The sequence below is a fragment of the Sphaerotilus sp. FB-3 genome, from assembly GCF_023706025.1.
GTDB classification, from domain to species: Bacteria; Pseudomonadota; Gammaproteobacteria; order Burkholderiales; family Burkholderiaceae_C; genus Sphaerotilus; species Sphaerotilus sulfidivorans.
This window is the reverse complement of sequence record NZ_BQWE01000016.1, coordinates 282,626-297,108: the sequence shown is the minus strand read 5'-3', so window position 1 is coordinate 297,108 and position 14,483 is coordinate 282,626. Positions and strand designations below refer to the sequence as shown.

At 68.3% G+C, this 14,483-nt stretch carries 16 protein-coding genes and 1 tRNA gene; 15 read left to right on the top strand and 2 right to left on the bottom strand.

Annotation, left to right across the window (positions count from 1 at the left end):
• Positions 1–204 precede the first annotated feature (204 nt).
• The 15 genes from NFT33_RS09570 to NFT33_RS09500 all read left to right on the top strand — a co-directional run bounded on the left by NFT33_RS09570 (position 205) and on the right by NFT33_RS09500 (position 12,520).
• A complete protein-coding gene (locus NFT33_RS09570) occupies positions 205–1,281 on the top strand; it encodes a type II asparaginase (RefSeq protein ID WP_251674873.1) in 1,077 nt (358 codons plus the stop codon).
• A gap of 145 nt (positions 1,282–1,426) precedes the next feature.
• Positions 1,427–1,735 (top strand): DUF4258 domain-containing protein, encoded by a 309-nt coding sequence (locus tag NFT33_RS09565; RefSeq protein ID WP_251674871.1) that lies wholly within the window; start codon positions 1,427–1,429, stop codon positions 1,733–1,735.
• A gap of 2 nt (positions 1,736–1,737) precedes the next feature.
• Positions 1,738–2,211 carry a hypothetical protein gene (locus tag NFT33_RS09560; RefSeq protein ID WP_220786003.1) on the top strand — a complete coding sequence of 158 codons (474 nt, stop codon included), beginning with the start codon at positions 1,738–1,740 and terminating at the stop codon, positions 2,209–2,211.
• 4 nt (positions 2,212–2,215) lie between these two features.
• Positions 2,216–3,004: a hypothetical protein gene (locus NFT33_RS09555; RefSeq protein ID WP_220786002.1), complete on the top strand. Its 789-nt coding sequence runs from the start codon at positions 2,216–2,218 to the stop codon at positions 3,002–3,004.
• Between the two features lie 90 nt (positions 3,005–3,094).
• Entirely contained in the window at positions 3,095–3,463 is a 369-nt protein-coding gene (locus NFT33_RS09550; protein ID WP_251674869.1) for a hypothetical protein, read from the top strand.
• 212 nt (positions 3,464–3,675) lie between these two features.
• Positions 3,676–4,995, top strand: coding sequence for a tyrosine-type recombinase/integrase (locus NFT33_RS09545; RefSeq protein ID WP_251674867.1), 1,320 nt, complete (start codon positions 3,676–3,678; stop codon positions 4,993–4,995).
• 40 nt (positions 4,996–5,035) lie between these two features.
• Entirely contained in the window at positions 5,036–5,314 is a 279-nt protein-coding gene (locus tag NFT33_RS09540) for a type II toxin-antitoxin system RelE/ParE family toxin (protein ID WP_251674865.1), read from the top strand.
• A 14-nt stretch (positions 5,315–5,328) separates the two neighbouring features.
• Positions 5,329–5,646, top strand: a complete 318-nt coding sequence (locus NFT33_RS09535) for a HigA family addiction module antitoxin (protein WP_251674863.1) — start codon at positions 5,329–5,331, stop codon at positions 5,644–5,646.
• A 153-nt stretch (positions 5,647–5,799) separates the two neighbouring features.
• Positions 5,800–6,507, top strand: a complete 708-nt coding sequence (locus NFT33_RS09530) for a hypothetical protein (protein ID WP_251674861.1) — start codon at positions 5,800–5,802, stop codon at positions 6,505–6,507.
• Between the two features lie 84 nt (positions 6,508–6,591).
• Positions 6,592–6,861 (top strand): hypothetical protein, encoded by a 270-nt coding sequence (locus NFT33_RS09525; RefSeq protein WP_251674859.1) that lies wholly within the window; start codon positions 6,592–6,594, stop codon positions 6,859–6,861.
• Positions 6,858–7,853 carry a plasmid recombination protein gene (locus NFT33_RS09520; RefSeq protein ID WP_251674857.1) on the top strand — a complete coding sequence of 332 codons (996 nt, stop codon included), beginning with the start codon at positions 6,858–6,860 and terminating at the stop codon, positions 7,851–7,853. Before NFT33_RS09525 ends, NFT33_RS09520 begins: the two co-directional genes overlap by 4 nt.
• Complete coding sequence (locus tag NFT33_RS09515; protein WP_251674855.1) at positions 7,850–8,029, top strand: hypothetical protein; 180 nt, start codon at positions 7,850–7,852, stop codon at positions 8,027–8,029. Before NFT33_RS09520 ends, NFT33_RS09515 begins: the two co-directional genes overlap by 4 nt.
• A 14-nt stretch (positions 8,030–8,043) precedes the next feature.
• The gene (locus NFT33_RS09510) at positions 8,044–8,919 is read left to right on the top strand and encodes a hypothetical protein (RefSeq protein WP_251674853.1); all 876 of its coding nucleotides are present in this window, start codon (positions 8,044–8,046) and stop codon (positions 8,917–8,919) included.
• 140 nt (positions 8,920–9,059) lie between these two features.
• On the top strand, positions 9,060–11,960 hold the full coding sequence (locus tag NFT33_RS09505) for a class I SAM-dependent DNA methyltransferase (RefSeq protein WP_251674851.1): 2,901 nt from the start codon (positions 9,060–9,062) through the stop codon (positions 11,958–11,960).
• Between the two features lie 329 nt (positions 11,961–12,289).
• Positions 12,290–12,520: a hypothetical protein gene (locus tag NFT33_RS09500; protein WP_251674850.1), complete on the top strand. Its 231-nt coding sequence runs from the start codon at positions 12,290–12,292 to the stop codon at positions 12,518–12,520.
• A gap of 808 nt (positions 12,521–13,328) precedes the next feature.
• On the opposite strand, the gene NFT33_RS09495 is transcribed toward NFT33_RS09500, so the two are convergent.
• Positions 13,329–13,407 (bottom strand) — tRNA-Ile (locus tag NFT33_RS09495).
• A 56-nt stretch (positions 13,408–13,463) separates the two neighbouring features.
• On the bottom strand, positions 13,464–14,480 hold the full coding sequence (gene hrcA / locus NFT33_RS09490; protein ID WP_149502518.1) for a heat-inducible transcriptional repressor HrcA: 1,017 nt from the start codon (positions 14,478–14,480) through the stop codon (positions 13,464–13,466).
• Between the last annotated feature and the right edge of the window lie 3 nt (positions 14,481–14,483).

Below are 14,483 nucleotides of genomic sequence, written 5' to 3'. Positions count from 1 at the left end.
CCCTGACGAACACACGTCGTCGAACGGTCGTTCGGCGACGGGTTCTCGTGCGGAGTTCGGGACGTTCGATCAGGCGAATCCTGAAAAATCAAGGACTTGCCGCGGCATCCGGAGCACCGGACCGATGCCGGACGCACTGGCACGGCATCTGCAATGGCGAGGGTCTCCCTCACCCACGCAGATGTCGCCATGCTGAAGAAGCTGATGAACTCCCTCGCGACCGGTCTGGTCGCGCTGACCTTCGCCGCCGCCGTGCACGCGCAGACGGCCACCCCGCCGGCCAGGCCGCAGGTCGTGCTGCTGGCCACTGGCGGCACCATCGCCGGCGCCGGCGCCACCGCCGCCAACAGCGCCTCCTACCAGGCCGCGAAGGTGCCGGTCGACAAGCTGATCGCCGGCGTGCCCGAGCTGGCGCAGGTCGCGCAGGTGCGCGGCGAGCAGGTCTTCCAGATCGCCTCGGAAAGCTTCACCAACGAGCACCTGCTGACGCTGGGCAAGCGCGTGGCGGCCCTGGCCAAGCAGCCCGACGTGGATGGCATCGTCATCACGCACGGCACCGACACGCTCGAGGAGACCGCCTACTTCCTGAACCTGACGGTGCGCACCGACAAGCCGGTCGTGGTGGTCGGCTCGATGCGTCCGAGCACCGCGATCTCGGCCGACGGCGCGCTGAACCTGCTCAACGCGGTCACCACCGCGGCGGCGAAGGACAGCCGCGGCAAGGGCGTGCTGGTGGTCATGAACGACGAGATCCACACCGGCCGCGACGTCTCCAAGAGCGTCAACATCAAGACCGAGGCCTTCCGCAGCCCCTGGGGCCCGCTGGGCATGGTCGTCGAGGGCAAGACCTACTGGTTCCGCGCCCCGGTCAAGCGCCACACCACCGGCTCGGAGTTCGACATCGAGCAGATCGGCACGCTGCCGGCGGTCTCGATCGCCTACGGCTCGGGCAACGCCGACGACACCGCCTACCGCGCCTTCGCCGCCAAGGGCGCCAAGGGCGCCAAGGCCATCATTCACGCCGGCACCGGCAACGGCTCGGTCTCGAACCAGGTGGTCCCGGCGCTGCGCGAGCTGCGCGCCCAGGGCGTGCAGATCATCCGCTCGGCCCGCGTGACCGCCGGCGGCTTCGTGCTGCGCAACGCCGAGCAGCCCGACGACCAGTACGACTGGGTCGTCTCGCATGACCTGAACCCGCAGAAGGCACGCATCCTGGCCATGGTCGCGCTGGCCCGCGGAGCCGACAGCAAGACGCTGCAGCGGGTGTTCATGGAGTACTGATCGCTCGCGGAGCGAGCCACGGTCAGGGGCCGGCTTGCCGGTGCCCTGCATCAGCGAGGAACCGGGCGCGCTGCGCGTGGTGTCCTCACGCGGATGAATGCCTTTCGGCCACAATCAACACCTATCAACTTGATAGGTCATCATCTTGTCCGTACCATCCCCGCGTCAGCTTGAGAAGCACATCCGCGCGAGTGCGGCCAGTTCGTCGAATGTCATCCTGACGAACCACGCCAAGCAGCGGATGAAGGAGCGCAACATCAACGACCCGATGGTCATGGATGTGCTGCGCTCCGGCCGGCTGGCGCTGCCGCCCGAGCCGGACATGAAGCACCCCGGCCTGATGTGCCGGATGCAGCGACTGGTGGCGGGTGTGAACGTGGCCGTGGTGGTGTACGTCGAACACCCGGCGCCGAACCTGACCGTGGTGACGGTCATCGACGTGAGGAAGGACTAAGCATGTACCACTACACCGACGGCGGATTGCGCAATGTCTGGCTGGTGAATGGCTACGAGGTCCGCCAGACCCCGTTCGGCGAAGGCGTGGTGATTCACGACCTGGACGGACTGACCCGTGTCATCTGCCTGACCCTGGCCGAGAAGCCCGGACCGTTGACCGGCCTGGAGCTGCGCTACATCCGAAGCGCCGGGATGCTGCTGTCACAGCCTGCGCTGGGCAAGCTCATCGGCGTGGACGGTCAGACCGTGGCGCGCTGGGAGAAGTCGGGGCGAGTGCCGCGCATCGCAGACAAGACGGTGCGCCTGCACTATCTGGCGCATGCACGGGGCGACGAGCCCATCCGCAGCGCCGTGGAGCGCGTGAAGACCGTGGAGCGGCTGGTGGGGCAGCGCATGGTGGTGGAAGACCTGCGGGCGCACTGGGAGCCGGACGGCAGCGCCGGCACGGCGGAGTCGCTGGCACTGGTCGCGTGAGCTCATGCCCTTCCCGAAGACCGGCCCCCATGCAGAGTCGATTGAATCTCTGGTCGCGCACGACGACTTCGTGAGGCAGGTCATTGCCGCGAAGCTGTCGCCGCTGACCCCGCTGGCCCCAGCCCTCTGGAGCCGCTGGAAGGGGCGCACGCGCATGCATCTCTGGCAGGCGGCGGCCCTGTCGGCTGGCTTTGAGCCGATCTATCGCCTGCAGTCCGGGAACTTCGCGGTGGCATCGCTCGCCGCTGAGTGCGGATTGGCGATTGAGTCGGAGCGGTACACGGAAATGCCGCTGCTGGAGCGTCTTCGGTGTGACATGGTTTTCTCCACCCGGCTGGCGCTGCTGACCGACAGGCTGGGCGGAGTGGAGATGGATGAATCCCATCCGGTCAAGATCGCCGACGTGCTGGCGGTCGCGCTCGACATGGGCTGGTCGGTGCCGAACGAATTCAAGGTGCTGGTCGGTGGCGGAGCGGCGCCCAGCGCCAGCATGCCCACTGTTGCCTGTTCTGAGGATGAAGCCGGGCCCGGGCCCACCAGCGCCAGCGCGCCGGCTGGTGGCCTTCCTGAGCCTGTGGCCGAGCGCAACGCAAGGCGACTGGACGAGTTCGAGGAACTGGGCGGACGGGTTCGGGTATCGGGTGGCATGGCCGTGCTTGAGGGCGAGCGCGGCGCCCTGCAAACACTGGCAGACCGCGAGAAAGCCGCAGGCCGACCACGCAGCGACCGCAGCGACATCAGCAAGGCCTTGAAGTCGGAAGCCCTGCGCCGTCATGCCCGCCAGTCGGGCTGAAATGGGGACTCCCCGGATGAATTGGGGTGGTTGACCGGGGAGGCCCCCCGATCAAGACAGTAAGCATCGTTCCAACACGGAAAGCGAACGATGCAAGCTGATACCCAGGCCGACCTGTTCGGCGCCCCTTCCGCTCCTCGGCAGACCCTGCCGCTGCCCGGCACCCAGGCCCGTCGCGTTCTGGAGCGGCTGGCAACAGGCGAACAGATCGACCATGCCGGCTGGTATCACGCCACAGGATCATGGCGACTGGCAGCACATGTCGACCGTCTGATGCGTGACTTCGGATGGCCGGTGCAGAAGACCATGGTGGCTTCACCGACCCGCCTCTGTCCGGGTCGTCTGATCGCCCGCTACTGGCTGTGCCGCGATGCCCGGATGCAGGCCAGCTCCGCACTTCGACAGGCCGATCCCCCAGAAACACCAAGGGGTCAGCACGACACCGCGCTAACCCCTTGATTTCATTGGTAGGCCCCCCGAGAGTCGAACTCGGCACCAACGGATTATGAGTCCGCCCGATGGGGTATTTTTCGGGGTTCATCGGTGTTGAGTGCACACCCTCACCCCTTGAAAAATCAATGACTTACGCAATATCGGTGTTGAACCGTGTTCATCAGCGTGCAAGAATTTGTCTTACATGGGCCCTTACACGGATCGCACCCCCGCACCACATGGCACGAATCCGCCTCACCGCCGGCCGCATCGCCGCCGCGACCTGCCCGCCTGACGCCAAGCAGTCCTTCGTCTGGGATGACATGGCCCCCGGCCTGGCGCTGCGCGTGACTGCGAGCGGTTCCCGCGCCTTCATCTTCCAGAGCGAGCACGCCGGCAAGTCGCTGCGGATGACCATCGGCAAGCCGGCCGCCTGGCCGCTGCCTGAGGCACGAGCCGAGGCGCGACGGCTGCAAGCCCTGATCGACCGAGGCGCCGACCCGCGCGCCGAGAAGGCCGCCACCATCGCCAGAGAGGCCGCAGAGCGCGAGGCAGCGAAGGCAGAGCGCCAGCGCCGTGACGTGACCGGCCTGGAAGCGTGGGCGACCTACTGCGAGGCCCGCGCGCCGCATTGGGGCGACCGCAGCCGCGCCGACCATGCCGCCGCCGCACAGCCTGGCGGAGAGCCGCACCCGAGGGTGAAGGGGCGCACCAGCCAGCCCGGCCCGTTGCGCGCCCTGCTGGCGCTGCCGCTCGCGCGCCTGGACACCGACGCGGTGCAGACCTGGCTGAAGGCCGAGACGACACGCCGGCCGACCGTGGCCGCCCTGCACTTCCGCATGCTGCGCGCCTTCCTGAACTGGTGCGGCGAGCATCCCGAGCTGTCCGGCATCGTGCAGCCCGATGCCCACCGCCCGCGCGCCGTGCGCGAGCTGGTGCCCAAGGCCGGCACCAAGTCCGACTGCCTGCAGCGCGAACAGCTGGCGCTGTGGTTCAAGGCCGTGCGCGAGCTGCCGAACCCGGTCCATGCCGCCTACCTGCAAGCCGCGCTGCTGACCGGCGCCCGCCGCGAGGAACTGGCCGGCCTGCGCTGGGAGGATGTGGACTTCCGCTGGTGCTCGCTGACCATCCGCGACAAGGTGGAGGGGCTGCGGGTCATCCCCCTGACGCCCTACGTTTCGCACCTGCTGGCCGCGCTGCCGCGCCGGAACGGATGGGTCTTCTCGTCGCCCACCGCCGCCGATGGCCGGATCACCGACCCGCGCGAGGCACACGGCCGCGCCCTGGCCGCCGCCGGCCTGCCGCACCTGACGATTCACGGCCTGCGCCGTTCATTCGGGACGCTGTGCGAGTGGGTCGAGATGCCCGCCGGCATCGCGGCGCAGATCCAAGGCCACAAGCCGAGCGCGACCGCAGAGAAGCACTACAGGCGCCGCCCCCTGGACCTGCTGCGCTCCTGGCACCAGAAGGCCGAAGCGTGGATGCTGGAACAGGCCGGCTTGCCGGTGCCCAGCGCCAGCGAGGAACCGGGCGCGCTGCGCGTGGTGCATTCCCGTTGATCCTTGCCGACGCGTGTTGCGCCACACGCTACAATCAACCATGATTCAGAACTTCCGACACAAGGGACTGAAGCTGTTCTTCGAAACGGGAAGCACCGCAGGCATTCAAGCAACGCACGCCGCGAAGCTCGGCCGCATGTTGAACCGCTTGAACGTGGCGACCGACGCACAGGCCATGAACCTTCCTGGCTGGAAGCTGCACCCACTGAAGGGGGCGCTGTCAGGGCACTGGTCCGTGTGGGTGTCGGGGAACTGGCGCCTGACGTTCACCTTCGTGGGCGAGGATGCCGAACTGGTCGATTACCAGGACTACCACTGACGCAAGGAACCGCCATGGCCCGCATGTTCAACCCGCCCCACCCCGGCCTGACGCTGCGCGATGACGTGATTCCCGCGCTCGGGCTGAACGTCACGCAGGCCGCGCAGCAGCTGGGCGTGAACCGCGTCACCCTGTCGCGGGTGCTGAACGGTCACGCGGCGATTTCGCCCGAGATGGCTTTCCGCATTGAGGCGTGGCTTGGCAAGGAGCGCGGCGGGGATGCGCGGCTGTGGCTGGCTGAACAGCTTGCCTATGACGCCTGGCAGGCAGAGCAACGCCTGAAGTGTGCACCGCTGAACGTGCAGCGCGCGCCGGCTGAGCTGACGGCCTGAGTTGCTGCCGCGGATAGGCCGGCCAGCCGCAAAGCGGGACGCCTTCACCCGCCTGCCGTGGCGCCCCGGTGAAGGGCGCCAAAAGGGACGCACTTGGACGACAAAACAACTCTGCGAATACTGGGGCACTACTCTCCAAGCGCTGCCGCAGACATGCGTAAGCACATGGGTGACCGCGCATTGCTGCAGGACGTGGCAGCAGCCCCCGACAAGCTTCTGATTGAACCGTGCGGCCCCGATCTGGAGCGAATCGATGCGGTGCCGCACTGGAAGCTGGCTCGGTGGTTCGTCGGGCTCGGGCAGGTTCGCGGCGTGACGCCTGAATGGGCGAGTAGCTACGCGGACCGAGTGCCTGGTGAAGCTGGCACCCGGCTGAACCGTGCGTTCAAGATCTACCGAGCCAGCAAGTTGCTGTGGCCGGGCGATTTGGTGCTGGTCGCCGAGTTCATTCGGTGCCTGCCTGAGCTGGGATTGACGATGCACAGCGGCTCTGCCGCCCGTGCTGAGGCTGTGGCGGCCCCTGCGGCACCAGAGGCGCCCGACAGCGCCAGCGCGCCGGCTGCTGGGCTTACTCGGGCTGTGGCGGTGCCCGCTGAGTCCGTGAGGGTGCGCACGCCGACCGTGCGGCAGGCCATCGCTCCATACGTCGCCAAGCTGATGAAGGAGCATCCCGAGTACACCGCAAATGCCCTGTATCGGCGCATGAGGCGCGACGCCGGGGAGGATGGTTCGCCATTCGCCAAGCTGGGGGGCGGCGAACTGTTCTGCGTCGAGGCGAGCAGGCCATGCGGCATTTCCACGGTGGCAAGCGCGCTGACCGAGTACCGCAAGTCCATCAGAAGGCCACACGCGCCACGGTAGAGGCGGTAGAGCGGCCGTAGAGCCGGTAGAACTGGTAGAGGTCGGAATCCCTTCCACCGCAGAAATGCATACGGAAGACGAGAAATGGACCTCGAAACCGCTGCCACTCCGACCGCGAAGAAGACCCTGGGCCGCCGCCCCCGCACCACGCCGCGCACCTTCACGCCGCTGGCGCTGGAAACCCGGACTCACGTCACGACCGCTGACGCTGCGCACCACCTGTGCCTGTCGGAACAGACCCTGCGTGCATGGGCCTGCTTCGAGAATGGCCGCATCCGGCCGTTGCGCATCCCTGGCCGTCTGGGTCTGCTGTGGTCCGTGGCTGAAATCAAAGGTCTGCTGGGGCTGGCATGACTGCCGCCGCAGTCCTGCGTCTCAAGAAGCTGACCGGCGCCGGAATCGTCCTGGCTGCGGCTCGGCACAACCGCCGAGCCATCGCCGCCGAGCTGGGCGCCGCCTCGCACATCAACCCGGCCCGGTGCTGTCTCAACGTGCGCATGGAAGGCCCGGAAACGCCCGAAGGCGTCGCCGAGCTGGCGCAGACCCTCATGGATGCTTCCGGGGTCGGCAAGCTGCGCCGCGACGCTGTGCGAGCTGTGGAGCTGGTGTTCTCGCTGCCGGCTGGCGGTGCAGGCGTTGACCCGGCCGCCTACTTCGCTGCCTGCGTGGCCTGGGCGCGCGAGCAGTTCGGGCCGGTGCTGTCTGCCGATGCTCACCACGACGAGACGACGCCGCACGCGCATGTGCTGTGCCTGCCTCTCAAGGCCGGGCGCATGGTCGGCTCTGACCTCGTGGGCGGCCCGGCGAGGCTGCGCACGCTGCAGACCGCCTTCCATGCCGCCGTTGCGCAAGGCTTCGGCCTGAAGCGTGGTGCCGCGCGCCTGTCCGGTCTGAGCCGCGAGAAGCTGGCCGCCGCCGTCCTGGCGCACATGAAGGCCGCAGCAGACCCGGCGCTGAAGTCGGCCGCATGGCCGGCCATTCGCGACGCCATTGAACGCGACCCGCGACCGTTCGCGGAATCCATAGGGTTCGATGCCAGCCGCACCAGCGAGGCCGCGAAGAGGCCGGCCCGGACGCTTGCCGGCATCATGACCAGCGTCGGCAAGGGGGCAAAGACCCGCGAGGCTGCAGAGCGCCGCGACCGGGCGCTGATGAGGTCAAAGCCTATAGGGTTCGAGGCCGGCGAGTGCCTGCCGGATGGCCCGGAAGGCGGACCGCGAACCCTAGGCTCTGTAGGGTTCGCTCTCGCCGCGGGGGTTCCTGACCGCTCCAACCGCCCGCATGAGGTCATCTCGAGCAGCAGCGCCAGCCCCACCGAAGCGCACGCATCCGGGGGGGTCTCGTGACTGCTGCCGACCTCGCGCAAGCCGTCGTGCATGAGCTGCAGCGCCGCGCCGACCCGGCGACCCGCTCGCCTTCCTGGCCGGGCGTCCTGGCCGCCATCAACACCGACCCGCGCCCGTTCGCTCGCGCTCTTGGCCTGCTGGCCGTGGCGCCGCGTGACCGTCGCATCGCTCACTGAATCGAGGAACCGACATGCCCACCAACGTGACCGCTGACACCCGCCAAGCCTTCGAGCGCCTGCGCAGCCTCTCCGCCGAACTCGATGGTCTTTCTGTCGACTGGCAATACTTCGCCCAGCTTGCCGAGCAGTCCGGGCCGGCACCTGACCGAGCCGGACAGATCGACGCACTGGCCGCCGTGCTGGTCGGCGCCGGACTGCAGCGAGCCGATACCCAGCGTGCGGTCGGCCTGCTGCTGGCGCTGCCGGCGGCAGAAGCTGCGATTGCCAGCGCCAGCCCGCAAGCCTTCGCCGCGCTGCTGCGCGACCTGGCGGCGGATGGCGATGTTGAGGGGCTGGCGCTGGCGCTCACCCTGTCGCCGCACGACGGGCATGCCTATATCGCCCGCCTGCGCGAGCTGGTCGCCGCTGCGGACCCCGCTCAGCCGGCCGACGTCACCGCAGCGCGTGCCGAGCTGGCCCGCATCCTCATGGACTGCCCGAAACCTGGCCGCGTCATCGGTCCGGTGACGGCGGAGGCCATCCTTGACGGCATCGAAGCATGGCGCCGCCTGACGACCGAGACGCCCGAGCAGCGTGCCATCCGCGAGGCGTTCGCCGAGGCCCGGCGCCTCGTGGACACGCTGGGCGAGGAAGACCCGCGCGCCTTCGCCGCCATCATCCGGGCTGTGGAGCTGCAAGACCCTGGGTGCTGCGCTCGGATGCTCGCGCAAGGCGGCGTCACGATGCCGGCCCCGACGCACTGCACGGCCGATGGCGCGCCGCTCTACAGCCTGGAAGCCGTCGCCGACGCGCTGGGCGCCGATGTGGCCGAGCTGGAAGCCATCGCCGAGGGCATGGATGCGGTCGGACTGGACATGCGCCGCACGGTGGCCGGCAGGCTGCACTGACACAGCACCAGCACAGTGGAGAGCATCCCAAACACATGTCAAAGAACTCACAGTGACGAAGATCACGAACGATCCGCCGACGGGTTGCCGCGCCCTGTGCACCGAGAATCGCAGATCTGCAAAACAACAGGTCAAGATTCATGACTCCCAGGGACTTCATCACCAAGTGGTCGGCAGGCGGGCCGGCCTTCAAGCTCAACGAGCGCCAAGGCGCGCAGGCGCACTTCATCGACTTGTGCCGGCTGCTCGGCGTCGAGGAACCCGGCGATGCGGACCGCTACTGCTTCGAGCGCGGCCTGACCAAGACGGGCGCGGCCAAACAGGGCTATGCGGATGTCTGGCTGCGCGGTCACTTCGCCTGGGAATACAAGGCGCCCGGCAAGGATCTTGGCGGCGCGCTGCAGCAGCTGATGATGTACGCGCTGCCCCTGGAGAATCCGCCCCTGCTGGTGGTCAGCGACCGACTGCGCATCGAGGTGCACACGCACTTCACCGGCACGCCCAGCGAGCGCCATGTCTTCCCGATCGAGGATCTGGCGCGCGATGAGGTTCGGGCGCGGCTCAAGCAGCTCTGGAGCGCACCGGAGCGCTTCAAGCCGGGCCGCACCAGCCGCGAGATCACGGAAGAGGCTGCGCAGGCCTTCGCCGGCACCGCCAAGCGCCTGCGCGATGCCGGGATCGAGCCGGCCAAGGTGAGCCACTTCCTGACGCAATGCCTGTTCTGCTTCTTCTCGGAGGATGTGGGGCTGTTGCCCTCGCGGCTGTTCGAGCGCCTGGTGGGCGTGCGCATCGCGCCGGACCGGCTTCGCACGCAGCTTCAGTCGCTGCTGGAAACCATGCGCGACGGCGGCCTGTTCGGCGTCGATGACATCCCGTGGTTCAACGGCGGGCTGTTCAAGGACGTGGAGGTGCCGCCCCTGTCCGTGGAGGATGTCGCCGCGCTGCAGAAGGCCAGCAGCCTGGACTGGAGCGCCATCGACCCGAGCATCTTCGGCACCCTGTTCGAGCGCGGTCTGGACCCCAGCAAGCGCAGCCAGCTCGGCGCCCACTACACCGACCCGGCCACGATCCTGCGGCTGGTCGATCCTGTCGTGAAGCAGCCCCTGCTGTCCGAATGGGGCACGGTGCACGACACCATCGCCGCCGCACTGGCGCGCAGCAAGAAGCACGGCGACAAGGCCTATCGTGATGCCCAGGCGGCCTTCGTCGGCTTCCTGGAGCGCCTGCGCACCTTCCGCGCCCTCGATCCGGCCTGCGGCAGCGGCAACTTCCTGTACCTGACGCTGAAGACGCTGAAGGACGTGGAGCATCAGGTGAACCTGGAGGCCGAAGCGCTGGGGCTGGAGCGCCAGCACGACGTGACCGGCCCTCACAACGTGCTCGGCGTCGAGATCAACGAGTACGCGGCCGAGCTGGCGCGGGTCACGGTCTGGATCGGCGAGCTGCAGTGGCGCATCCAACACGGCTACGCCTTCAACACCAGCCCGGTGCTGCAGACGCTCAACCACATCGAATGCCGGGACGCGCTGATCAACGCGGACGGCAGTGAGGCGACATGGCCGGCGGCCGAGGCCATCATCGGCAACCCGCCCTTCGTCGGCGACAAGAAGATGCGCGCCGAACTGGGCTCCGAGTACACCGAGCGCCTGCGCGAGCGCTACAAGGGCCGCGTGCCCGGCGGTGCCGATCTGGTCTGCTACTGGTTCGAGAAGGCCCGAGCGCTGATCGAGGCAGGCCAGCTGCAGCGCGCCGGCTTCGTGTCCACGAACTCGGTCCGCGGCGGCAAGAACCGCGAGGTGCTCGACCGCATCTGCGAGAGCACCCGCATCTTCGCCGCATGGGCGGATGAGGAATGGGTGAACAACGGAGCGGCCGTGCGGGTGTCGCTGACGGCCTTCGGGAACACCGAAGCGGGCGCGGTGCTGAACGGCCAGCCGGTTACGCACATTGCCCCCGACCTCACCGGCGGTCAGACCGATGACACCTGCGACATCACAGGCGCAACGCCGCTGCCCGAAAACGCCAACACGTCCTACGCCGGCATTCAGAAAACCGGCCCGTTCGACATCGAAGGAGACACGGCGCGGTCATGGCTGAAGCTGCCGAATCCGAACGGGTGCCCCAACAGCGACGTGGTGCGGCCGTGGTTCAACGGCATGGACGTGACCCGTCGCAATCGCGACATGTGGATCGCCGACTTCGGCACCGACATGTCCCATGACGATGCCAGCCTGTACGAACAACCCTTCGCCTACGTCACCGAGCACGTCAAGCCGACCCGTGTTGGCAAGCGCGAGGCACGCACCAACGAGCTGTACTGGCTGTTCCAGTGGTCACGCCCTGTCATGCGCAAGGCCATCTCGACATTGCCGCGCAGCATCGTGACACCCGAGGTGTCCAAGTTCCGCGTCTTTGCATGGCTGCCCGCGGCCGTGATCGCCGACAAGAACCTGACCGTGATCGCCCGCGCTGACGACACCACCTTCGGCGTGCTGCACAGCCGGTTCCATGAGCTGTGGTCGCTTCGGCTGGGCACTTCGCTTGAGGACCGCCCGCGGTACACGCCCACCAGCACGTTCGAGACCTTCCCGTTCCCCACCGGCCTGACGCCCGCCGCCACCGCGCACCAGCGCACCGAAACGCTGGCCGACGGCACGGTGATCCCGGCCGAACTGCCGGCCGAGGTCCGCGGCAAGGCCGAAGCCATCGCGCGCGCCGCCAAGCGACTCAACGACCTGCGCGAGCGCTGGCTGAACCCGCCGGAATGGTGCGACCGGGTGCCGGAGGTGACGCCGCTCGGCCTGGAGCGCTCGCCCTACCCGGATCGCATCGTCGCCAAGCCCGGCCACGAGAAGGAGCTGGCCAAGCGCACGCTCACCAACCTCTACAACGCCCCGCCGGCCTGGCTGAAGAAAGCGCACGCGGACCTGGATGCCGCCGTGGCGGCGGCCTACGGCTGGACGGACGGCGCCACGATGACCGATGACGACATCCTGCGCCGCCTGCTGGCGCTGAACCGGGAGCGGGCGCCGAAGGCGTGACAGCCCAAGCGCGTGCGTGCACGCCATAGACACGCCTCACCACTGTCAAAGCACAGAAATGCCGCATTGGAACTACAATCCGGCCGCCGCTGCACATCAGCGGTCCGGGTTTGGTCGCCCGGAGAAGTAGGCGCAGCAGCCGCGCCCGTCGCGGCTTTTTCACGTCTGTACGGCGTGAAGCTGCGGGCATGGCTCCGTCTATGGCGGGCCGTGTCGGGAGGGGGAAACCCCTGCCGGTACCTACTCCCGGTCGACCAACCCGGCACGGTCTGCCACCCTCTCTTGGTCGGGAGCGTGGCAGGTTCAAGACCTGTCGAGTAGGAGCCGTCATGGCTGACACCCTCATTGCGCCCGCATCGGGCCGCACCGTTCTGCACCTGCCTGCGCACATCGATTCCCGCCCCTTGCCCCCTGTCGCCGACTACTGCCGCGCCTTCGTGCTGCGCCGTGCCCGTGAGCGGGCAGAGCGCAATGCCACCCGCCGTGCGGTCCGCCGCGCCGAGCTGCGGGCCCAGGCCGCCGAGCACGTCGCCAGCCTGGCCACCACGTCACTGCCGTGACCCCCACCCGGCGCTGACCGGGCACACCCCACCGCCGACCGCCCGGCACCGACCGGGCACGCGAGCAGCGCCAGCCATCGGCGCCGCTCGCCCGCGCACGTCTGCACGTCATGCGCCGGGGGACTCTTCACGACTTGTCGCCCCCGGATGCGTCCCGGCTCGGCCTGCGCGTGTACCGCCCGGCCAGAGCGAGGACCACACCAGCCGGGGCGCAGAGGCTTCCAGCCGGGACGCGCGTGGAGGGGTGCCCAGACCCTGAACCCGGCCGCTCGCACGCCTGGAGCCGCGTGCAGACCCCGGATGCGACCGACTGACCGACCGATGGTCACGGCACCGCGAGGGGCACCCGCCCGAACCCAGCGCACCGCCGGGTAAGGGAAGAGGCCCGCCCCTTCGCTCCCTCCCTCTCTCCCTCAGGTCATCCGCCGAAGGCACGGGGACAAGTCTTCTTGCGTGGGACGACACCGGGGCCACCCACACCGGCGCCGGCAGCGTGCCACCTGCTGCACAGGGAAGGTGCAGGGAAGGTCCGGGGTAGGGTCGGCGACATCCAGCGAACAAGGATGCACCTCGACCACCGTGCCAGCGCCGACAGGTGCTTTCTTGCAGGGATGGAAGAAAGTCGAGCTGCCGCTCGTTCTGGCGAGCAGGTGCGGCGCAGACCAGTCCCGGTGCTTGAGCTGTCGCGCCGATGGTGCAATCTGCCCGCGCTGGCTGGCATCAAAGAAAACGCCTTACACCCGCCCTTACATGGAATCCAAAAACGCCAAGGGGTCAGCACGACACCGCGCTAACCCCTTGATTTCATTGGTAGGCCCCCGGGGAGTCGAACCCCGCACCAACGGATTATGAGTCCGCTGCTCTAACCAGGCATGAGCTAGAGGCCCGTGGGAGCGCGATTGTAGTGGCTGCGGCAGCGCTTTGCGGTTTCAGGCGGTGTGCATTACTTCTGGCTCAGCGCCTGCCCGACCATGCGCGCGGTGATGTCGACGATCTGGATCATGCGGTCGTAGGCCATGCGGGTCGGGCCGATGACGCCCAGCGTGCCCACCACCTGGCCGTCGACCTCGTAGGGCGCGGAGACCACCGACAGGTCCTCGATCGGGACCACGCCGCTCTCGCCGCCGATGTAGATGCGCACGCCCTCGGCGCGGCTGGAGCCGTCGAGCAGGCGCATGAGCTGCGTCTTCTGCTCGAACAGGTCGAACATCTTGCGCAGCGAGCCCAGATCGTTGCCGAAGTCGCTGACCTCGAGCAGGTTGCGCTCGCCGGAGACCACCACCTGCGCGGCCTCGTCGCTGGCGGCCTCGCTGCCGGCCTGCACCGCGGCCTGCATCAGCGTGGCGATCTCCACGCGCAGGCGGTCGACCTCGCCCTGCAGCCGCTCGCGCACCTCGTCGATCGTCAGGCCGGCGTAGTGCGCGTTGAGGTAGTTGGAGGCCTCGAGCAGCTGCGACGGGCTGTAGTCCTGCGCGGTGAACAGCACCCGGTTCTGCACGTCGCCGTCGGCTGCGACCAGGATCAGCAGCACCCGGCGCTCGGCCAGACGCAGGAACTCGATGTGGCGGAACACGCCGGCCTTGCGCGGCGCGGTCACCACGCCGACGAAGTGCGACAGGTTGGACAGCAGATGCGCCGCGCTGGCGATGACACGCTGGGGCTGGTCGGGCTGCAGCGGCGCGATCGCGGAATCCTCGAAGGAGAGCTGCGCCGGTCGCACCGTCAGCATGGTGTCGACGAAGACGCGGTAGCCGCGCGCGGTCGGGATGCGCCCGGCCGAGGTGTGCGGGCTGGCGATCAGGCCCAGCTCCTCCAGGTCGGCCATGACATTGCGGATCGTCGCCGGCGACAGCTCCAGCCCGGAGGTCTTCGACAGCGTGCGCGACCCCACCGGCTGGCCATCGGCGATGTAGCGCTCGACCAGCGTCTTCAGCAGCAGCTTCGAACGGTCATCCATCATGGT